This window comes from Stenotrophomonas sp. PS02301 (assembly GCF_029959485.1).
Taxonomy (GTDB): Bacteria; Pseudomonadota; Gammaproteobacteria; order Xanthomonadales; family Xanthomonadaceae; genus Stenotrophomonas; species Stenotrophomonas maltophilia_Z.
Genome location: NZ_JASCOO010000010.1, coordinates 33922 through 54023, shown reverse-complemented (window position 1 = coordinate 54023; position 20102 = coordinate 33922). Strand labels below are relative to the sequence as shown.

Sequence of the window (20102 nt, the reverse complement as noted above, 5' to 3'; positions counted from 1 at the left end):
GGCGGGCCACGCGCCGCCGCCCTAACATCGCGGCCCAACCTCACGTTTCCATGGTGCCGCCATGCCCACTACCTTTCATCGCGTCGGCACTGGCGCCCATCCTGTCCTGGTCCTGCACGGCTGGTTTGGCGACGCCCATGCCTTCGAACCGATCGAGCCGTGGCTGTCCGGTGAGGTGTTCAGCTACGTCTTCATGGACTGCCGCGGCTACGGCGGGATGCGCGATGTGCGTGGCAGCTACACCATCGACGAGATCGCCAATGACGCACTGACCTTGGCCGACACGCTCGGCATCGAGACCTTCAGCTTGGTCGGGCATTCGATGGGCGGCATGGCCATCGAGCGGATCGCGGTGCTCGCCCCGGATCGCGTGCGCGCGCTGGTCGCCGTCGCGCCCGTGCCCTGCGGTGGCATTGCCTACGATTCCCCGACCCGGCAGTTGCTTGAAGCGGCCGCAGGCAGCGTGAGCATCCGCCGGGGCATCATCGATCGCAGCACCGGTGGGCGGTTGCCCGCCGCGTGGCTGGACTGGAAGGCGCAGTACTCGATGGCGCACGCCTCGCCGGAGGCATTCGCGGCGTACTTCCCGGCCTGGGCGGACACCGATTTCAGCGCGGAGATTGCGGACCGGCATCCGGTGAAGGTGCTGATCGGCGAGCACGATCCTGTGTTCAACGCGGCATTGATGGGCAGGACCTACCTGCGCCGCTATCGGCAGGCGACCGTGGAGGTGCTGGAAAATGCGGGTCACTACCCGATGAACGAAACGCCGCTGGCCCTGGTCGCGGCGATCGAGCGCTTTCTGGTTCCGTTCGCCGAGGCCTGAAGGAGGCCGCGCGTACTCTCAGCGGCTGCCCAGATAGCCCTCGATCTCGCTGTCGGCCAGCAGCTCCCGGACCTGTGCAGCCGACGCACGCCGCATCGGCTTCTCATCGATCGCCGACAGCGGCGGCTGGCGCAGGCCGTCATACGGCAGTACCGCGATGTCGAAGGTCAGGTCTTCGGCGCTGAACACCCAGACCGGGGCGTCCAGGCTGCGCTCGCGGTCCAGCCGCAACCGGCGCGTCCGTGATTCGGCCGGAATGCCGTGCTCATCGAGGTAGCGCTGCACGGCATCGGCATCGTCGCTGTGCACCTGCAGCTGCACGGGGCTGTTGGCGTCGGCGGTGCCGTCCAGTACGGGGCCACACAGGCGGGGTGAGAAACCCTGCAGAAAGTCCATCGCACGCAGGGCGGCCTCGCGGCGCTGGCGCAACTGCGCGCCATGGTCGGCACCGGCGAACAGGCGCTGGTACTCGCGCAGGGCGTCTTCGATCTCGGTGTTGCGGGGCAGGGAGGCATCGTCATGGATGCCGAGCCGGGTGGCCGCCTTGAGCTTGGCTTGGTGATAGTCGCGGATGCCGCCCTCGGCCATCAGCCGGGCGGCTTCGTGCGCCAGCTGGTGGCGGCGCTCACGGGTCTGCGTGGCTGCATGCTGGCGGGCTCGATGCATGACCGGTACTCCTTGGCGACCTGCACGGCAATGTACACCGGCGATGTGACAGGCGGGTAGAGTCGCGCCACAGGCCGACGCCGGGGGACATTCGCCGGCAAGGGCATCGCGGCCCAGCGCCCGACTCCCTGGCCGCCGCGCCTGCAAAGATGCAGAGCGCGCTCCATGCTTGCCATGCTGATGGAAAAGAACCAAAAAAAGGCCGGGCAATGCCCGGCCTGTATTCCATCGCGGCGCCGGGCGTAGCCGGCGCATGCGGTCAGAAGATATCGAACGCGGCGTCGTCGGCCTGTGGCGCATGGCTGTTGAAGTCGTACTCCTCCAGCTTCTCCATGTCCTCCACCTTGACCCACTCGGTCGCGCCGTTGAGCGTGGCCTGAACCATGCCCGAGGGCGGCTCGTTCTGCGCGATCGGGGTGTCCTTCAGCGCCACGCGCATGTACTCGATCCAGATCGGCAGGGCAGCGCGGCCGCCGTACTCGCGGTAGCCGAGCGAGCGGAAGTCGTCGCGGCCGACCCATACGGTGGTCGCGTAGGGGCCACCGAAACCGGAGAACCACGCATCGCGGTGATCGTTGGTCGAGCCGGTCTTGCCGCCCACGTCCTCGCGGCCGAGCACCTTGGCCGCGGTGCCGGTGCCGCGCTGGACCACGTCGCGCATCATGGAGTTGAGCTGATACGCGGTGCGCGCATCGATCGCGCGCGGGGCGACCTTGGCATCCGGGTTCACCGCTACCGGCGTTTCGGCGGCGGCGGTGGACGTGGCCTGCTGCGGCTTGGCCGGCGCGGCATTGGCCGCCGGTGCGGAGCCGAAGTTGAAGCCATCCACCACCTGGCTGACCGGCACGCCGCTGGTGCCGGCGCAGTCGCGGCAGGCGATGGCCGGGTTCTCCTTGAACACTTCCACGCCGTCGCGGTCGGTCACCCGGTCGATCAGCCAGGTGTCCACGCGCGAGCCGCCGTTGGCGAACACCGCGTAACCACGCGCCACCGAGAGCGGGGTCAGCGAGGCGGTGCCCAGCGACATCGACAGGTTCGGCGGCAGCTCGGCCTCGGCGAAGCCGAACTCGCTGATGTACTTGCGCGCGTAATCCACGCCCATGCCATCGAGCAGCCGCACCGAGACCAGGTTGCGCGACTGCACCAGCGCTTCACGCAGGCGCATCGGGCCGCGGAAGCCGCCGCCGTCGTTCTGCGGCGACCAGGTCTTGCCGCGGCGGTCGCGGAACACGACCGGGGCATCGAGCACGATCGAGGCCGGGTTGAAGCCCTTGTCGAAGGCGGCCGCGTAGATGAAGGGCTTGAAGCTCGAGCCCGGCTGGCGACGCGCCTGGGTGGCACGGTTGAACTTGTTGCCGGAGAAGCTGAAGCCGCCCACCAGTGCCTTCAGTGCGCCGTTTTCAGCGTCCAGTGAGACCAGCGCGGCCTGGCCGCGCGGGATCTGGTCGAGCAGCCACTCGCCTTCCTTCTCGCCGGCGCGCACGCGCACGATGTCGCCGCGGGTGACCAGCTTGGCCGGGGTCTTGTTGGTCCAGCGGGCAGCGCTGGCCGGCAGCACCACCTCGCTGCGGTTGCCCAGCACCACGGTCGCGCTGCCATCGGCGGCGGTGGCTGCCACGATCGCCGGCAGCAGGCCGGTCTGGGCCGGAATGCCGGCCAGCTTGGTGGCCAGCGCGGCGGCATCGGCGTCGGCCGGCACCTCCACGTGCTGCTCCACGCCATGCCAGCCGTGGCGGTGGTCGTAGGCCAGCAGGCCATCGCGCACCGACAGGTTGGCCGCGGTCTGCAGCTCGGCGTTGATCGTGGTGGTCACGTGGTAACCCTTGTTGACCACGTCGCCGCCGAAGCGGGCGATCATTTCCTGGCGCACCAGTTCGGCCACGTAAGGCGCTTCGACCTGCACCGGCGGCTCATGCGCGGTGGCGTGCATCGGCACGGCCTTGGCCGCGTCGGCCTCGGCCTGGGAGATGAAGCCCAGGCTGGCCATGCGCTGCAGCACATAGAAGTCACGGCGCTCGCGGGCACGCTCGGGGTTGCTGATCGGGTTGCCCGAGGAAGGGAACTTGGGGATGCCGGCCAGCGAGGCCATCTCATCCAGGTCCAGCTCGCCCAGCTTCTTGCCGTAATAGAACTCGGCCGCGGCGGCCACGCCATACGCGCGGTTACCGAAGAAGCTCTTGTTGAGGTAGAGCTCGAAGATCTCGTCCTTGCTCAGCTCGCTCTCGATCTTGCGTGCCAGCAGGATCTCGGCCAGCTTGCGGGTGTAGCTGTATTCCGAGCTCAGGAAGAACTGGCGGGCGACCTGCTGGGTGATGGTCGAGCCACCGGGCACGCGCCTGTCACTGGTGGTGGCCAGCAGCCAGACCGCGCGGCCGATGCCCTTGTAGTCCACGCCGCCATGCTCGTAGAAGCGCGCATCCTCGGTAGCGAGGAACGCCTGCTTGAGGCGCTCGGGGACGTCCTTCATGGTGATGGGGGTGCGCCGGGTTTCCCCGAACACCGCCATCAGCTTGCCATCGCTGGCATAGACGTACATGGGCTCCTGCATCTCCACGTCGCGCAGGGTCTGCACGTCCGGGAGCTTGGAGGAGACGGCGTAATACAGGCCGCCGGCAACCGCAGCGCCGATCAATGCCAGGACCAGGAACGCGACCAGCATCCAGCGCAGCCAACGGCGAAGACGTGTCATCAGTGACAGATTCCGATTGCGAATTTCGTGGTCGCAGAGTATAGATTACGCAAGGGAACGGCTGGGGGTGTTCCCGGGGAGAGCAGTCGATCACCGTCTGGGGACGCGTGAAACGAGCCGTAGTGCTCGTTTTACAGCTTGACGGTTGCGATTTGCAAAAAAAACGTTATTAATGCGCGGTCGCAGGTTCTGCGTCCAAGTGCCCATCGGCAGGGGAGAAACCGTGGGGCTTATCCCAAAAAGCCAGTCGCCTCTTATCGGCGTCGATATCAGCTCGACTGCAGTAAAGCTGTTGCAGTTATCCCGCAGCGGCAATCGTTTCCGCGTGGAACATTACGCCGTGGAACCACTTCCGCCGAATGCGGTGGTGGAAAAGAACATCGTGGAGGTCGAAGCGGTCGGGGAGGCCATTCGACGCGCCGTGAACCGCTCTGGAACCAAGGCACGGCATGCCGCCGCGGCCGTGGCCGGCTCGGCCGTGATCACCAAGCTGATCCCGATGCCCGCCGATCTGGACGAGAACGACATGGAAGCCCAGGTCGAGCTCGAAGCGGTCAACTACATCCCGTACCCGATCGAGGAAGTGAACCTCGATTTCGAAGTGCTGGGTGCGATTCCGAACAACCCGGAAATGGTCCAGGTGCTGTTGGCCGCTTCGCGTTCAGAGAACGTCGAGCTGCGCCAGTCGGCGCTGGAACTGGGCGGGCTGGTGGCACGGGTCATGGACGTGGAGGCCTTCGCGGTCGAGAACGCCTTTGCCCTGGTCGCCAGCGAGCTGCCGGTGGCCAGTGATGGCGTGGTCGCGCTGGTGGACATCGGCGCCACCATGACCACCCTGAACGTCCTGCGCGGTGGCCGCAGCCTGTACAGCCGCGAGCAGGTATTCGGCGGCAAGCAGCTGACCGACGAAGTGATGCGCCGGTATGGGCTGACCTACGAAGAGGCCGGGCTGGCCAAGCGCCAGGGCGGGTTGCCGGAAAGCTATGAGATGGAAGTGCTGGAGCCGTTCAAGGAAGCCACGGTCCAGCAGATCAGCCGTCTGTTGCAGTTCTTCTATGCAGGCAGCGAGTTCAACCGGGTCGATCACATCGTGCTCGCCGGCGGTTGCGCGGCCCTGACCGGCCTGCCGGATATGGTGGAAGAGCAGCTGGGCGTGGCCACCGTGGTGGCCAACCCGCTGGCACAGATGACGCTCGGCCCGAAGGTGCAGGCACACGCCCTGGCCCAGGATGCCCCGGCGCTGATGATCGCCACCGGTCTGGCGCTGAGGAGCTTTGACTGATGGCGCGCATCAATTTATTGCCCTGGCGCGCCGAACGGCGCAAGCAACGCCAGCGCGACTTCTACGCCATGCTCGGTGCCGCCGCCATCGGTGGGTTGCTGCTCTCGCTGTTGATCTGGTTCTACTACGACCGTCAGGTCAGCGGGCAGAGCGATCGCAACACCTTCCTGCAGGCCGAGATCGAGAAGGTCAAGGAGCAGAACAAGGAAATCGAACGCCTGGACCGCCAGAAGGACCGCCTGCTGGCGCGCAAGGCCGTGATCGAGGAACTGCAGGCCAAGCGCTCGCAGATGGTGCACCTGTTCGATGCGCTGGTCCGGACCATCCCCGACGGGGTGGTGCTGACCACGCTCAAGCAGGAGGGCGACGTGCTCACCCTGGAAGGCCGCACCCAGTCCAATGCCCGTGTCAGTGCCTACATGCGCAACCTGGAAAGCTCGGGCTGGATGACCAATCCGGAGCTGTCGATCATCGAGGCCAAGGCGCCGGAGCGTGACAAGGCCGGTGCCGCCAGCAGCCCGGTGGCGGACATCAAGTCGCTGCCGTACATGTTCGTGGTCAAGGTCAATCTGCCGGCCCAGAGCAGCGTTACCGAGCTGGCCGCCGATGGCAGCGTGATCGAGCCGACCGCCGATCCGGCACCGCCGGGCGCTACCCCGGTTCCGCCGGTGGCCCCGTTGTCGCCGGCCCCGGCGCCCAACGCACCGGCCTCGCCCGATGCCGCTGATCCGGCCCCGCCGGCCGGCAACAGCCGCATCGTGCCGCCCACGCCCACGCCCTCCGCGCAACCTGCACAACCGGCGGCGCCGGCCCCGGCCCAGAAGGGGGCCGCCGCATGAGCCAGAAGATCAACCTCAAAGAGCTGGACTTCAACAACATCGGCAATTGGCCGCAGAAGGCCAAGGTCGTGTTCTGCGCGCTGTTGGCGCTGTTCATCGTGATCATGGCCTGGTTCCTGCTGATCAGCGGCAAGCGCGATGAGCTGGCGTCGCTGGAAAGCACCGAGACCCAGCTGCGCACCGAGTTCGAAAAGGAACAGGGCCGCGCGGTCAATCTGGAGCCGCTCAAGCAGCAGCTGACCCAGATGGAACAGGTGCTGCAGCAGATGCTGCGCCAGCTGCCCAGCAAGACCGAGATGCCCGATCTGATCATCGACATCTCCCAGACCGCGTTGTCCAGTGGCCTGTCCAACGAGTTGTTCCAGCCCGGTGCGGAGCAGCCCAAGGAGTTTTACGCGGAAAAGCCGATCGCCCTGCGCATGGTGGGCAGTTACCACCAGTTCGGCGCGTTCGTCAGTGGTGTGGCCTCGTTGCCGCGCGTGGTCATCCTGACCATGCACGACATCAACCTGAAGCCGAAGGATCCCAAGACCGGCATCACCGCCCGCAGCGGTGCGCTGGAGTTGTCCGGAACGGTCAAGACCTACCGTTACCTGGATGATGTGGAGATGGAAGCCCAGGAGAAGGCCGCCGCCGAGAAAGAAAAGGCTGCGAAGGGAGGCCGGAAATGAGCCCTCTGACGTCGACCGCACGGGTAGGTGGTCTGTTGATGGTCGTGCTGCTGGCCGGCTGCGCACGCGGCGTGACCAGTACGCCCGGCGATGCACCGAACCTGGAGAAGTGGGTGGCCGACGTGCGTGCGCGTCCGGCGCCGCCGCTTGAGCCGCTGCCGGTGATGCAGCAGTTCGAGACGTTTGAATATTCCGCGCAGGGGATGCGCGACCCGTTCACCGACGCCTGGACCAATCCGCAAGGGGGATCGGGGCTGCGTCCGGATCCGAACCGCCGCAAGGAGCCGCTGGAAGATTTCCCGCTGGACAGCCTGGACATGGTGGGTTCGATCGGCCGTGGGGGCGGACTCGTCGTGCTGGTGATGGCACCGGACAAGGTCACCTATCGGGTGCGTCCGGGCGTCTATCTGGGGCAGAGCGACGGGCGGGTGACCGGGGTCTTCGAGGACCGGATTGAGCTGATTGAACTGGTGCCGGATGGCGCGGGTGGCTGGCTGGAACGGCCGGCAACGCTCGCGCTTGAAGATCAATGAATGATTATGGGGATAGCACGATGACTTTTTCCAACGCCATGCGGCTGCGTTCCGTCCGGCGCCAGAAGTTGCTCCACCTGTGCGCGCTGGGAGTCGCGCTCATGGTGGCCAACGGCACGCTGATGGCGGCCACGCCCAGCGGCGCAGTGCCCAAACCGGCGGCCACCACCGCGCCGGCGACCGCGCCGGCCTCGCTGTCGGTGTCCAAGATCGACTTCAAGCGCGGCGACGATGGCGCCGGCCGGCTGATCCTGCAGTTCGATGGCCAGGGCGCGAGCCCGGATCTGCGCAGCCAGGGCAACAGCGTCGTCATCGACGTCGGCAACGCGCGCCTGCCGGAAAACCTGCAGAAGTCGATCAACGTGACCGACTTCGCCACGCCCGTGCAGCGCATCGATCCCAAGCCGTATGGCGGCGGCACGCAGCTGGTGCTCAACACCAACACCGCGTTCGAGTCGCTGGCCTACCAGAGCGGCAACGAATACGTGGTCGAGATCAGCCCGCGCCAGGCCACCCCGGCGACCGGCGCGGTCACCGCCACCTCGGTCAGCCAGGCCGCGGCGGCCCTGGGCCAGCGCGGCTACAGCGGCAAGCCGGTCACCTTCAACTTCCAGGACGTGCCGGTACGCACCGTGCTGCAGCTGGTGGCGGAGGAATCCAACCTCAACGTGGTCGCCTCCGACAGCGTGCAGGGCAACGTGACCCTGCGCCTGATCAACGTGCCGTGGGACCAGGCGCTGGACATCGTGCTGCGGGCCAAGGGCCTGGACAAGCGCCGCGACGGCGGCGTGATCTGGGTGGCACCGCAGCCGGAACTGGCCAAGTTCGAGCAGGACAAGGAAGACGCGCGCATCGCGATCGAGAACCGCGAGGATCTGGTCACCGATTACGTGCAGATCAACTACCACAACGCCGGGGCGATCTTCAAAGCGCTGACCGAAGCCAAGGGTATCGGCGGCGGCAGCGGTGGCAGTGGTGGCAGCTCGCAGGAAGACAGCGGGTTCCTGTCCTCGCGCGGCCGTATCGTGGCCGACGAGCGCACCAACACCCTGATGATCAGCGACATTCCGAAGAAGATCGCGCGCATGCGTGAGCTGATCAGCGTGATCGACCGTCCGGTCGACCAAGTGCTGATCGAAAGCCGGATCGTGATCGCCACCGATACCTTCGCGCGTGAACTCGGCGCCAAGTTCGGCATCAGTGGCAGCCGCCAGGACGTGTTCTTCGGGGCCAACACCGATCAGAACCACAACAACATCAACGACCGCGGCACCAAGGACACCGAGTACCAGAAGGCGATCAACGAGTGGGTGGCCGGTGGCCGCACCGGGGCGATCCCGGTGCGTGGCGCGACCAAGTTCGCCGAAGGCCTGAACTGGAACCTGCCGGTGGCGGCGATCAACAACCCGGGTTCGCTGGCGCTGTCGATCCTCAATGCCGGTTACCTGCTGGATGTGGAGCTTTCGGCGATGCAGGCCGAATCGCGCGGCGAAGTCATCTCCAACCCGCGCGTGGTGACCACCAACCAGCGCGAAGCGGTGATCAAGCAGGGTAAGGAAATCGGCTACGTCACCATCAGCGGTGGTGGTGCGGCCGGCGCCGCGGCCCAGCCCAATGTCCAGTTCAAGGAAGTGGTGCTGGAGCTGAAGGTCACCCCGACCATCACCAACGACAACCGTGTGTTCCTCAACATGGCGGTCAAGAAGGATGAAGTGGAGAGCTACATCCTGCTGGCAGGCTACGGCCAGGTCCCGACCATCAACCGCCGCGAAGTGAACACCGCGGTGCTGGTGGACGACGGCCAGACCGTGGTGATCGGTGGCGTGTACGAGTTCACCGACCGCACCAGCATCAACAAGGTGCCGTTCCTGGGCGACGTGCCGTTCCTGGGCAATCTGTTCAAGAAGCGCAGCCGCAACAAGGACAAGGCCGAACTGCTGGTGTTCGTGACCCCGAAGGTGCTGCGCGTGGCCAAGGCCAATCCGGCCGTCAACTGAGCCGCACCGCTGCTGCAATGACGAAAGGGCCGCCACGTGCGGCCCTTTCTGCGTTCAGCCAATCTTGATGTTGTAACCGGCGCTGTCCTGCCATCATGGCGATGGAACCTCTGCCCACCGTGGAGGTCACATGGATGCCATGAATCTGCCGCCCCCCATGCCCGATACCCCCACGCCCGCTCCGGTGGAGCACGACCGCCTGCACGAGGCCTTCCGCGCGCTGCGTGACGGCCTGTCCTCCGAGATCGTCGGCCAGAGCGCGCTCGTCGAGCGCCTGCTGACCGCATTGCTGGCCGATGGCCACCTGCTGGTCGAGGGCGCCCCCGGCCTGGCCAAGACCACCGCGATCCGTGCGCTGGCCGCCCGGCTCGATGCGGATTTCTCACGCGTGCAGTTCACCCCGGACCTGCTCCCGGCCGATCTGACCGGTACCGAGATCTGGCGCCCGCAGGAAGGTCGCTTTGAATTCGTGCCCGGTCCGATCTTCCATCCGATCCTGCTTGCCGACGAAATCAACCGTGCCCCGGCCAAAGTGCAGTCCGCGCTGCTTGAAGCGATGGGCGAGCGCCAGGTGACCGTCGGCCGCCATACCTATCCGCTGCCGTCGCTGTTCCTGGTGATGGCCACGCAGAACCCGATCGAGCAGGAGGGCACCTTCCCGCTGCCCGAAGCCCAGCTGGACCGCTTCCTGATGCATGTAAGGATCGGTTATCCGGATTCGGAGGCGGAAACCGAAATCCTGCGCCTGGCCCGCGAGCGTGCGCGCGAAGCGCTGTCCACCCCGGCCGCCGCGCCGGCCCGCATGCCGTTGAGCGATGTGTTCGCCGCTCGCAAGGCGGTGCTGTCGCTGCATGTCGCGCCCGCGCTGGAGCGCTATCTCATCGAGATCGTGCTGGCCTCGCGCGATGCCGCGCGTTACGACCCGGCGCTGGCCCGGCGCATCGCCTGGGGCGCGAGCCCCCGTGGCTCCATCGCGCTGGAGCGCTGTGCACGCGCCCGGGCCTGGCTGGCCGGCCGCGACTTCGTCACCCCGGAAGATGTGCGCAACGTCGCGCCCGACGTGCTGCGGCACCGCGTGCTGCCCAGCTATGAAGCCACCGCCGAAGGCTGGGATGGCGAGCGTCTGGTCGCCGAGCTGCTGGCCCGCGTGCCGGCGCCCTGAGCGCGATGGATACGCCCGTGCATACGGCTACGCCGCTGGAAGGTGATGGCCTGCGGCCGAGCCTGGCCGAGCTGGTGGCGCTGCGCCGCAGTGCGCACCGTGCGCCGCCGGCACGGCGTGGCCGGCTGGGTCACGCCGGCAGTGCGCCGTCGCCCGCGCGCGGGCGTGGGATGGAATACGCCGAGTCCCGCGACTATGTGCCGGGCGATGACGCGCGGCATATCGACTGGCGCGTCACCGCGCGTACCGGGCGTGCGCATACCAAACTTTTTCAGGCCGAGCGCGAACGCTTGACGCTGCTGGTCGCCGACACCGATCCGGTGCTGTATTTCGGCACCCGGGTCCGCTTCAAATCCGTGCAGGCCGCGCGCGTCGGTGCGGTGGCGGCGTGGCTGGCGCAGCGCCAGGGTGACCGCCTGGCTGCGGTGCGTGGCAGCACCCAGGAGCCGCCGATCGCACCGGCCGGGGGCACCCGCGGTGTATTGCGCGTGCTTGACGCCCTGACCCGCTGGTATGCCGAGCCGCCTGCCGAAGACGCCGGCCTGGATCGCGCGCTGGAGCAGGCGGCACGTCTGCTGCGCCCCGGTGCCCGGGTGGTGGTGCTGGCCGATCCGGCGCGCGCCGCCACGATCAGCAGTGCACGCTGGGCCGCGTTGGCCATGCACCACGAGGTGGTGGTGATGCTGCTGGTCGATCCGCTGGAGCTGGCACCGCCGGCCGATGCGCTGCCGTTCCTTTCGCAGGGGCGCCGCGTGCTGCTGGATCTGCGCAGCGCCGCGGTGCGTGAGCACTGGCGCGAACGCTTCGTTGCGCCCCTGGAAGCGCTGCAGAGCCGCTTGGCGGCCCGCCGCATCCAGGTGCATGTGGTGGCCACCGACGATGCCAGCGACAGCTGGCTCAGCCCCTTGCCGACGGCGGTGGTGGCATGAGCGCCGCCGCCTCGCTGCCGCTGCGCGATGTGCAGCTGCCGCCGTCACCGCCTTGGTGGCCGCCCGCGCCGGGCTGGTGGCTGGTGTTCGGCGCGATCGTGCTGGTGGTGGCGGGAATCTGGGTCTGGTACTGGCGCCGGCGGCGTGCGCGCCAGCGCTGGCTGGATCTGTTCGATGCACAGGTCGCCCAGGCCGGTTCGCCGGTGCGGGAGGTGGCGGCGATCGCCGAGCTGTTGCGCCGCGCGGCACGTCAGTACCAGCCCGGGGCGGAACGTCTGCAGGGCAACGCGTGGCTGGCGTTCCTGGATGAGAAGAACAGCCGGGCGTTTTCCGAGGGCGATGGTGCGCTGCTGCTCGATGGTGGCTATCGACCGAGCGTGGATGCCGAGGCGGTGCAGCGGCTGCGCGTGCTGGCCCGCCGCCGCTATCTGTCGCTGCTGACGGAGCGCGGCCGATGATCGCGATGACGGTGCCCACGTGGTTGAGCTGGGTGGACAGCCTGGCGTGGCCGTGGATGTTGTGGGCGCTGCCCTTGCCGATCCTGATGCGCTGGTGGCCATCGCGGCCCGGCGCGGGGGCCGCGCTGCGGGTGCCGTATGCGGCCGATCAGCTGCAATCGCTCGGGGCTGCCTCGGGCGGCGCCGGGCCACGACTGGGGCGCGCGCTGCTGTGGCTGGCGTGGGCCTGCCTGTGCGTGGCCGCCGCGCGACCGCAGCAGCTGGGCGAAGCGGTGACGCCGCCACAGCAGGGCCGGCAGATGATGCTTGCGGTGGACGTCTCCGGCAGCATGAGCGAAGCGGACATGATGCTTGGCAATCAGGTGGTCGAGCGGCTGACCGCGGCCAAGGCCGTGCTCGCCGATTTCCTCGACCGCCGTGTGGGTGATCGTGTCGGCCTGCTGATCTTCGGTGAGCGTGCCTATACGCTGACCCCGTTGACGGCCGACCTCACCAGCGTGCGTGACCAGCTGCGCGACAGCGTGGTCGGCCTGGCCGGGCGCGAGACCGCGATCGGCGATGCGATCGCGCTGGCAGTCAAACGCCTGCGCGAACAGCCGGAAGGGCAGCGCGTGCTGATCCTGCTCACCGACGGGGTCAGCAATGCCGGCGTGCTTGAACCGCTGCGCGCGGCCGAGCTGGCCCAGGCCGAAGGTGTGCGCGTCTATACGGTGGCCTTCGGCGGCGACGGGGGCATCAGCCTGTTTGGCGTGCAGATCGCCCCCGGCGAAGACCCGGTCGACGAAGCGACTCTGAACAAGATTGCCGAGCTCACCGGCGGGCGCTCGTTCCGTGCGCGCAATACCGATGAGCTGGCCGGCATCTATGCCGAGCTGGAACGGCTGGAGCCGGTCAAATCGGCCGGCCCGGCGGTGCGGCCGCGGATCGAACGCTACGCCCCGCCGCTGGCGCTGGCGTTGCTGCTGGCCGGCTTGGCGTGGCTGTTGCCGAGGCGCTGGACATGAGCGCGAGCTGGAACGCCCTGCATTTTGTCCGCCCCGATGCCTTGTGGGCGCTGCTCGTGCTGCCGCTGCTGGTGGCGATCTGGTGGCTGCGTCGCCATCGCGCCAATGTCTGGCGCCAGACGGTGGATGCGCATCTGCTGCGCCATCTCCTGGTCGGCCGCGACCGTCGCGCCTGGGGCGGGTTGATCCTGCTGTTGCTCGGCACGGCGATCGCCATCGTGGCGCTGGCCGGTCCTTCGTGGCGACAGATCGCGCAGCCGCTGTGGCAGACGCCGTCGCCGCTGGTGGTCGCGCTGGATCTCTCTTCGCGGGTGACCGCGACCGATCTGCCACCGTCGCGTCTGCTGCAGGCGCGCGCCAAGCTGGCCACGCTGCTGCGCGAGCGCCAGGGCGGCGAAGTCGCGCTGCTTGTGTACGCCGACGACGCGTATACCGTGGCCCCGCTGACCGACGACATGGCCAATGTCGCGCTGTATCTGGATGCGCTGGCACCGGAGGTGATGCCGCGCGATGGCCAGCGTGCCGACCGTGCGCTGGAGACGGCGGTGAAGCTGCTGCAGCAATCCGGCGCACGCGGTGGCGACATTCTCCTGCTGACCGATCGCGCCGATGCGGATGCCGAACAGGCCGCTGCCTCGGCACGCGCGCAGGGCTTCGTGGTCTCCGTGCTCGGGCTGGGTACGCCGCAGGGCGCGGCCTACCGCAACGGCGAGGGTCAGATCGTGCCGGCGCGCTTGGAGGAGGGCACGCTGCGGGGTGTCGCCAGCCGTGGCGGCGGCCGCTATGCGCGTATCGCCTCCGATGACAAGGATCTCGCGGCGCTCGACGTATTGACCCCGCGGGTCAGTGCCGATGACAGCCGCGAAGGGCAGGGCCGCACGTGGCGCGATGAAGGGTTCTGGCTGTTGCCACCGCTGATGCTGCTGGCCCTGTTCGCCTTCCGGCGGCGCGGCGCGTTGGCGGTGCTGGCGATGATGGCGGCGCTGCCGATGGCGCTGCCGACGACGGCCCACGCCGCCGAGGGAACGTGGTGGCAACGCGCCGACCAGATCGATCAGCAACGCCTGTCCACCGGCGTGGATGCCTACCGCAAGGGCGACTTCAAGGCGGCGCAGCAGCAGTTCGAGGGCATCGATACCGATGCCGGCTGGTACAACCTGGGCAACGCGCTGGCGAAACAGGGCCAGTACGATGCCGCCCTCGAGGCCTACGACCGTGCGCTGAAACAGCATCCGGGCATGGCCGATGCGGTCGCCAACCGCGCCGCCGTCGATGCCGCCCGCAAGCGCAGGCCGCCACAGAACAACGATCAGAACAACGATCAGAAGGACGGAAAAAAGCCGCCCTCCGACCAGCCCGATCCCAGCAAGAACCCGGGTCAAGGCAAGGATGGGGACGCGTCGCCTCCGCAGGACAAGGGCGAACAGGGGCAGTCACCGCCGTCCGCATCCGCTGATGCAAAGGATGGCCAATCCAAGGGCGGCAAGTCGCCGCAGGCCGCCGACAGCCAGGCGCAGGCCGAGGCTGACGCGGCCCAGCGCGAGCGCATGCAGCAGGCGATGCAGCACCAGGGGCAGAACGACGGCAACGACAAGGCGCAGGGCCAGGTCAGCGGCACCCCGCAGCAGCGCGAGCAGCAGCAGGCGGTCGAGGCCTGGATGCGGCGGGTACCGGATGACCCCGGCAGCCTGCTGCGGGCCAAGTTCCAGCTGGAAAACGAACGCAGGAAACGGGAAGGGCGATGACACATTCCACGATACAGCGCTGGTTGCGCGCAGGGCTTGCCCTGCTGCTGTGCGCGAGCATGGCCGCGCACGCGCAGACCCGCGCCTGGCTCGACCGCGAGCAGATCACCGACAGCGATACCGTCACCCTCAACATCGAATCCGATGCGGGCGGCGGCGCGCCGGATTATGGCCCGCTGCGGACCGACTTCGATCTCAGCAGCCAGACCAGCAGCCGCCAGGTGCAGTGGAGCAATGGCGCGATGACCGCGCGCGCGCTGTATGCCGTCGCGCTCAGCCCGAAGCGCACCGGCACCCTGCAGATACCTGCCCTGCAGGTGGGCAGCAGCCGCACCCAGCCGCTGACCCTGCAGGTCGGCGCCAGCAGCGCGTCCGCGCCCGCGGCGGCCAGTGGTGATGCTGCGGCCTTCCTCGAAACCGAGGTCGACGATCCCACGCCCTATGTGCAGCAGAGTGTCGGCGTGGTGGTGCGCCTGTTCTACGCCGCGCAACTGCTCAGTGGCGAACTGGTGCTCGATACACCGGCCGGCGCCTCGCTGCAGCGGGTGGGCGATGACCGCACCCTGGTGCGCGAGGTCAATGGGCGCCGCTACAACGTGGTGGAACGGCGCTTCCTGCTGATTCCCGAGCGCAGCGGGCCGCTGGTGCTGCCGGCGGCACAGTTCAACGGGCGCAGCGCGGGCGGCTTCTTCAATGACATGTTCGGCGGCGATGGCCGCCTGCGTGCCGCATCGGCCGAGCGCACGCTGCAGGTCCAGGCGCAACCCGCCTCTGCACCGCAACCGTGGCTGCCGCTGCACGGGCTGCGCCTGCGCTACACCGCAGCGCCCACCACCGGCCGTGCCGGTGAGGCGGCCACGATCGTGGTGGAGGCCGTGGCCGAGGGCGCGACCAAGGCGCAGTTCCCTGAACTGCCCGTGCCCGATGTCGGCCCCGGCGCGCAGGTGTTTGCCGAGCCGCCGCAGTTCGATGAAACCTTCAACGGCACCACCCCGCAGCTCAAGCTGACCCGGCGGTTTGCGATCGTGCCGCGTCAGGCCGGGCCGCTGACCGTGCCGGGGCTGCGCATGGCGTGGTGGGATGTGGCGGCCGGGCAGCCGCGCAATGCCAGCCTGCCGGACCTGCAGCTGGACATCGCCGCCGGTGTGGCCGGCAGTACCGCGCCGGCGCTGCCGGTGGACACCACCTCGGCGCTGCCGGGCGAACCGGCGGCGGCCTCCACCGATCTGCAGCTGGCGCCGGCGCAGGGCGCACCGCGGCCGTGGGGCTGGATCGCACTGTCGGCGGGCCTGGCCGTGCTGTGGCTGCTGACCCTGCTCTGGGGCTGGCGCCGTCGCGGTCGTCGTGTCGCCGTGCGCGATGCCGAAGCGGGCGTGCCCGTCGCTTCGTCCGGAAGCCCGTACACACGTGCCGACCTGCGCCGGGCGATGGAAGCCGGCGGCCTGGACGAGATCATCGCCGTGCTGGCTGGCATGGGCGGTGTGCAGACCTTCGAGCAGGTGCTGGAGCGCCTCGACAACGCACAACAGCGCGAGACGTTGATCCAGATGCAGGCGGTCCGCTGGGGCGGGCAGGGCGGTGATGTGGGCCAGGCAAGGCAGGCGCTGCGGCGCGCCTTTCATGACGGACCGCACTGGCGGGCCCGTGCGGGCACGCAGAACAATGGCCTCGCGCCGTTGTACCCATCCGCGCATTCATAAAAAGGCGTGTCGGTCAGGGCGGCCGGCTTTGCTAAGCTGATTTCATTTTTTCGAGGAACGCCGCTCCATGACTGAGGCCGCAACGACCCGGCAGAAACTGCCTTTGCACTGGAAAATGGGCATTGGCTTCATCATCGGCCTGGTCCTCGGGCTGACTGTCCATGCCCTCGGTGGCAGCATCGACGGCCTGCATACCGGTGCCAAGTGGGTGATGGATTACATCACCACCCCGGCCTCGGGCCTGTTCCTCAATCTGATCTTCATGCTGATCGTGCCGCTGATCTTCTCGGCGCTGATCATGGGCGTGTCGGAGATGGGCGACATCCGCGCCCTTGGCCGCATCGGCTGGAAGACGCTGGCGTACACCATCGTGCTGTCCGGGATCGCCGTGGGCATCGGCCTGGTGCTGGTCAACGTGCTCAAGCCCGGCGTGGGCGTGGACCCGGTCGTGGCCGCGCAGATGCTGGCCGAGAACGCCGAACGCAGCAAGGAAATCGTCGCCGGTATCCATGGCACGCCGAAGGGCATGGACATGCTGCTGTCGATCGTGCCGGGCAACGTGGTCGAGGCGGCCTCCAGCAACAGCGCGATCCTGTCGCTGATGTTCTTCGCGCTGATGTTCGGCATCGGCATGGTGCTTTCGCCTGAAGAGAAGGTGGCCCCGCTGCGTCGTGCCATCGAAGGCATCTTCGAAGTCTCGATGACGCTGATCAATCTGGTCATCCGCCTGGCCCCGTACGCGGTGGCCTGCTTCATGTTCAACCTGGCCGCACTGTTCGGCTTCGAGCTGATCATCCGCCTGGGCGCCTACGTGGGCGTGGTGGTGCTGGCGCTGGGCCTGCACATGGTGGTGACCTACGGCGTGGCCGTGTGGCTCTCCGGGCGCTCGCCGCTGGCGTTCTTCCGCGACACCCAGGAGGCCACCGTGATGGCCTTCTCCACCGCCTCCAGCAACGCCACCCTGCCGACCGCGCTGCGCGTGGCCGACCAGATGGGCCTGCCGCAGAAGGTCTCGCGCTTCGTGCTGACCGTGGGCGCCACCGCCAACCAGAACGGCACCGCACTGTTCGAGGGCGTGACTGTCATCTTCCTGGCGCAGTTCTTCGGCGTGGACCTGAGCATCGGCCAGCAGTTCATGGTCATGGCCGTCTGCATCCTGGGCGGCATCGGCACCGCCGGCGTGCCCTCCGGCTCGCTGCCGGTGGTGGCGATGATCTGCGCCATGGTCGGCGTGAACCCGCTGGGCATCGGCCTGATCCTGGGCGTGAACCACTTCCTGGACATGTGCCGTACCGCGCTGAACGTCACCGGCGATCTGGCCCTGACCACCCTGGTGGCCAAGGGCGAGGTGGACGATGGTCCGGTCGTGGCCGCGGTGGCCCCGGCCCCGGCACCCGCCCCGCGCGACTAAGCCCGCGCAGGCCTGCAGGTTCCCGACGCCCCGCCTTGTGCGGGGCGTTGTCGTTAAGGGCCTGGCCTGTCTCCGGCCTGACCCCGCCGATCACCTGTGGGACAATGGGCTGCCCGCAGCTCCGCGGGAGCCTCCCGACTCCGACAGAACCATGACGCAGCCTACCCGCCGCCAGTTGGCCAATGCCATCCGCTTCCTTGCCGCTGATGCGGTCGAAACCGCCAAGTCCGGTCACCCCGGCATGCCGATGGGCATGGCCGACATCGCCGAAGTGCTCTGGAACGACTATCTCCGTCACAACCCGAAGAATCCCAAGTGGTTCAACCGCGACCGCTTCGTGCTGTCCAACGGCCACGGCTCGATGCTGCAGTACGCGCTGCTGCACCTGAGCGGCTACGACCTGCCGATCGAGCAGCTCAAGCAGTTCCGCCAGCTGGGCAGCAAGACCGCCGGCCACCCGGAGCACCATGAAACCCCCGGCGTGGAGACGACCACCGGTCCGCTGGGTCAGGGTCTGGCCAACGCCGTGGGCTTCGCCCTGGCCGAGAAGCTGCTGGCACAGCGCTACAACCGCCCGGAACACGAGATCGTCGACCACCGCACCTGGGTGTTCCTGGGCGATGGCTGCCTGATGGAAGGCATCTCGCATGAAGTCGCCTCGCTGGCCGGCACCTGGGGCCTGTCCAAGCTGGTCTGCTTCTGGGACGACAACCACATCTCCATCGACGGCAACACCGATGGCTGGTTCACCGACAACACCCCCGAGCGTTTCGAAGCCTATGGCTGGAACGTGGTGCGCGGCGTCGATGGCCACGATCCGGACAGCATCAAGGCCGCCATCGACAGCGCGCTGTCGCAGTTCGACAAGCCGACCCTGATCTGCTGCCGCACCACCATCGGCTTCGGTTCACCGAACAAGGCCGGCAAGGAATCCAGCCACGGCGCCCCGCTGGGCAAGGATGAGCTGGAAGCGACCCGCAAGCAGCTGGGCTGGCCGTACGGCCCGTTCGAGATTCCGGAAGAAATCTACGCCGGCTGGCGTGCCGGCGGTACCGGCACCCTGCGCCAGGCCGAGTGGGAACAGCAGTTCGACAAGTACGCCGCGCAGTTCCCGGCCGAAGCCGATGAGCTGATCCGTCGTTCCCACGGCGAGCTGCCGGCCGATTTCATCGCCAAGGCCGATGCCTACATCGCCCAGGTCCAGGCCGATGGCCAGACCATCGCCTCGCGCAAGGCCTCGCAGCTGGCGATCGAAGCGTTCGCGCCGCTGCTGCCGGAACTGGTGGGCGGTTCGGCTGATCTGGCGCACTCCAACCTGACCCTGTGGAAGGCCAGCAAGTCGGTCGCCACCGATGACCCGAACGCCAACTACGTGTACTACGGCGTGCGCGAGTTCGGCATGACCGCGATCGCCAACGGCCTGGCCCTGCATGGCGGGTTCATTCCGTTCGACGCCACCTTCCTGGTGTTCAGCGATTACGCCCGCAACGGCGTGCGCATGAGCGCGCTGATCCCGGCCCACGCGATCCACGTGTACACGCACGATTCGATCGGCCTCGGCGAAGACGGCCCGACCCACCAGCCGGTGGAACATCTGGCCTCGCTGCGCTATATCCCGAACAACGATGTGTGGCGCCCGTGCGATGCGGTCGAATCGGCGGTCAGCTGGAAGGCCGCGATCACCCGCAAGGACGGCCCGAGCTGCCTGGTGTTCAGCCGCCAGAACCTGCCGCACCAGCCGCGCAGCACCGAGCAGGTCGCCCAGATCGCGCGCGGTGGGTATGTGCTGGCCGATGCGGAAGGTGGCGTGCCGGACGTGATCCTGATCGGCACCGGTTCGGAAGTGGGCCTGGCCGTGACCGCCAAGGCGGAACTGGATGCCGCCGGCATCAAGACCCGCGTGGTGTCGATGCCGTCGACCGATGTCTTCGAGCGTCAGGACGCGGCGTACCGTGAGTCCGTGCTGCCCAACGCCGTGCGCAACCGCGTGGCCGTGGAAGCCGGCGTCACCGGTTTCTGGCGCCAGTACGTGGGCCTGGACGGTGCGGTGGTGGGTATCGATACCTTCGGTGCGTCGGCCCCGGCGGAGGCGCTGTACAAGCACTTCGGCATCACCGCCGAGCACGTCGTGGCTGCGGCCAAGGCGCAGCTGGCGAACTGATGGTGGCGCCGGGCGCTGCCCGGTAGCTG

At 68.0% G+C, this 20102-nt stretch carries 16 protein-coding genes; 14 read left to right on the top strand and 2 right to left on the bottom strand.

Annotated features, from left to right (window positions below; translation table 11 throughout):
- Nucleotides 1–61 precede the first annotated feature (61 nt).
- Complete coding sequence (locus QMX81_RS04470; protein ID WP_282259047.1) at nucleotides 62–826, top strand: alpha/beta hydrolase; 765 nt, start codon at nucleotides 62–64, stop codon at nucleotides 824–826.
- Nucleotides 827–844: 18 nt separating this feature from the next.
- Here QMX81_RS04470 and QMX81_RS04465 read toward each other — a convergent pair whose 3' ends face one another.
- Nucleotides 845–1492, bottom strand: coding sequence for a hypothetical protein (locus QMX81_RS04465; RefSeq protein WP_121039430.1), 648 nt, complete (start codon nucleotides 1490–1492; stop codon nucleotides 845–847).
- Between the two features lie 259 nt (nucleotides 1493–1751).
- Nucleotides 1752–4181, bottom strand: coding sequence for a penicillin-binding protein 1A (locus QMX81_RS04460; protein WP_152152542.1), 2430 nt, complete (start codon nucleotides 4179–4181; stop codon nucleotides 1752–1754).
- Nucleotides 4182–4404: 223 nt separating this feature from the next.
- On the opposite strand from QMX81_RS04460, the gene QMX81_RS04455 reads away from it, so the two are divergent.
- The 13 genes from QMX81_RS04455 to tkt all read left to right on the top strand — a co-directional run bounded on the left by QMX81_RS04455 (nucleotide 4405) and on the right by tkt (nucleotide 20073).
- Complete coding sequence (locus QMX81_RS04455) at nucleotides 4405–5463, top strand: pilus assembly protein PilM (protein WP_019183880.1); 1059 nt, start codon at nucleotides 4405–4407, stop codon at nucleotides 5461–5463.
- On the top strand, nucleotides 5463–6302 hold the full coding sequence (locus QMX81_RS04450) for a PilN domain-containing protein (RefSeq protein ID WP_282259043.1): 840 nt from the start codon (nucleotides 5463–5465) through the stop codon (nucleotides 6300–6302). The genes QMX81_RS04455 and QMX81_RS04450 overlap by 1 nt, the downstream gene beginning before the upstream one ends.
- Complete coding sequence (locus QMX81_RS04445; RefSeq protein WP_121039421.1) at nucleotides 6299–6973, top strand: type 4a pilus biogenesis protein PilO; 675 nt, start codon at nucleotides 6299–6301, stop codon at nucleotides 6971–6973. The genes QMX81_RS04450 and QMX81_RS04445 overlap by 4 nt, the downstream gene beginning before the upstream one ends.
- Before the next feature lie 38 nt (nucleotides 6974–7011).
- The gene (locus QMX81_RS04440) at nucleotides 7012–7506 is read left to right on the top strand and encodes a pilus assembly protein PilP (RefSeq protein ID WP_226956626.1); all 495 of its coding nucleotides are present in this window, start codon (nucleotides 7012–7014) and stop codon (nucleotides 7504–7506) included.
- A 20-nt stretch (nucleotides 7507–7526) separates the two neighbouring features.
- The gene (locus QMX81_RS04435) at nucleotides 7527–9503 is read left to right on the top strand and encodes a type IV pilus secretin PilQ family protein (protein ID WP_121039415.1); all 1977 of its coding nucleotides are present in this window, start codon (nucleotides 7527–7529) and stop codon (nucleotides 9501–9503) included.
- 139 nt (nucleotides 9504–9642) lie between these two features.
- Complete coding sequence (locus QMX81_RS04430) at nucleotides 9643–10665, top strand: MoxR family ATPase (protein ID WP_121041204.1); 1023 nt, start codon at nucleotides 9643–9645, stop codon at nucleotides 10663–10665.
- 5 nt (nucleotides 10666–10670) lie between these two features.
- Nucleotides 10671–11594 carry a DUF58 domain-containing protein gene (locus tag QMX81_RS04425; RefSeq protein WP_152152540.1) on the top strand — a complete coding sequence of 308 codons (924 nt, stop codon included), beginning with the start codon at nucleotides 10671–10673 and terminating at the stop codon, nucleotides 11592–11594.
- Nucleotides 11591–12052 (top strand): DUF4381 domain-containing protein, encoded by a 462-nt coding sequence (locus QMX81_RS04420; protein ID WP_121039409.1) that lies wholly within the window; start codon nucleotides 11591–11593, stop codon nucleotides 12050–12052. The genes QMX81_RS04425 and QMX81_RS04420 overlap by 4 nt, the downstream gene beginning before the upstream one ends.
- A 5-nt stretch (nucleotides 12053–12057) precedes the next feature.
- A complete protein-coding gene (locus QMX81_RS04415) occupies nucleotides 12058–13056 on the top strand; it encodes a VWA domain-containing protein (RefSeq protein WP_282259120.1) in 999 nt (332 codons plus the stop codon).
- The gene (locus QMX81_RS04410) at nucleotides 13053–14801 is read left to right on the top strand and encodes a VWA domain-containing protein (protein WP_282259116.1); all 1749 of its coding nucleotides are present in this window, start codon (nucleotides 13053–13055) and stop codon (nucleotides 14799–14801) included. The genes QMX81_RS04415 and QMX81_RS04410 overlap by 4 nt, the downstream gene beginning before the upstream one ends.
- Complete coding sequence (locus QMX81_RS04405; protein ID WP_282259035.1) at nucleotides 14798–16501, top strand: BatD family protein; 1704 nt, start codon at nucleotides 14798–14800, stop codon at nucleotides 16499–16501. The genes QMX81_RS04410 and QMX81_RS04405 overlap by 4 nt, the downstream gene beginning before the upstream one ends.
- Nucleotides 16502–16568: 67 nt before the next feature.
- Nucleotides 16569–17912 (top strand): dicarboxylate/amino acid:cation symporter, encoded by a 1344-nt coding sequence (locus tag QMX81_RS04400; protein WP_152152534.1) that lies wholly within the window; start codon nucleotides 16569–16571, stop codon nucleotides 17910–17912.
- A gap of 151 nt (nucleotides 17913–18063) precedes the next feature.
- Nucleotides 18064–20073: a transketolase gene (gene tkt / locus QMX81_RS04395; RefSeq protein ID WP_121039397.1), complete on the top strand. Its 2010-nt coding sequence runs from the start codon at nucleotides 18064–18066 to the stop codon at nucleotides 20071–20073.
- The last annotated feature ends 29 nt before the right edge of the window (nucleotides 20074–20102 follow it).

What these genes read in the sequence shown, in the direction of transcription:
- QMX81_RS04410 (WP_282259116.1), top strand. Translation starts at nt 13,053, where the DNA reads ATGAGCGCGAGCTGGAACGCCCTGCATTTTGTCCGCCCCGATGCCTTG.
- QMX81_RS04425 (WP_152152540.1), top strand. Translation starts at nt 10,671, where the DNA reads ATGGATACGCCCGTGCATACGGCTACGCCGCTGGAAGGTGATGGCCTG.
- QMX81_RS04420 (WP_121039409.1), top strand. Translation starts at nt 11,591, where the DNA reads ATGAGCGCCGCCGCCTCGCTGCCGCTGCGCGATGTGCAGCTGCCGCCG.
- QMX81_RS04460 (WP_152152542.1), bottom strand. Translation starts at nt 4,181, where the DNA reads ATGACACGTCTTCGCCGTTGGCTGCGCTGGATGCTGGTCGCGTTCCTG.
- QMX81_RS04400 (WP_152152534.1), top strand. Translation starts at nt 16,569, where the DNA reads ATGACTGAGGCCGCAACGACCCGGCAGAAACTGCCTTTGCACTGGAAA.
- QMX81_RS04435 (WP_121039415.1), top strand. Translation starts at nt 7,527, where the DNA reads ATGACTTTTTCCAACGCCATGCGGCTGCGTTCCGTCCGGCGCCAGAAG.
- QMX81_RS04470 (WP_282259047.1), top strand. Translation starts at nt 62, where the DNA reads ATGCCCACTACCTTTCATCGCGTCGGCACTGGCGCCCATCCTGTCCTG.
- QMX81_RS04430 (WP_121041204.1), top strand. Translation starts at nt 9,643, where the DNA reads ATGAATCTGCCGCCCCCCATGCCCGATACCCCCACGCCCGCTCCGGTG.
- tkt (WP_121039397.1), top strand. Translation starts at nt 18,064, where the DNA reads ATGACGCAGCCTACCCGCCGCCAGTTGGCCAATGCCATCCGCTTCCTT.
- QMX81_RS04465 (WP_121039430.1), bottom strand. Translation starts at nt 1,492, where the DNA reads ATGCATCGAGCCCGCCAGCATGCAGCCACGCAGACCCGTGAGCGCCGC.
- QMX81_RS04415 (WP_282259120.1), top strand. Translation starts at nt 12,058, where the DNA reads ATGACGGTGCCCACGTGGTTGAGCTGGGTGGACAGCCTGGCGTGGCCG.
- QMX81_RS04405 (WP_282259035.1), top strand. Translation starts at nt 14,798, where the DNA reads ATGACACATTCCACGATACAGCGCTGGTTGCGCGCAGGGCTTGCCCTG.
- QMX81_RS04445 (WP_121039421.1), top strand. Translation starts at nt 6,299, where the DNA reads ATGAGCCAGAAGATCAACCTCAAAGAGCTGGACTTCAACAACATCGGC.
- QMX81_RS04450 (WP_282259043.1), top strand. Translation starts at nt 5,463, where the DNA reads ATGGCGCGCATCAATTTATTGCCCTGGCGCGCCGAACGGCGCAAGCAA.
- QMX81_RS04440 (WP_226956626.1), top strand. Translation starts at nt 7,012, where the DNA reads ATGGTCGTGCTGCTGGCCGGCTGCGCACGCGGCGTGACCAGTACGCCC.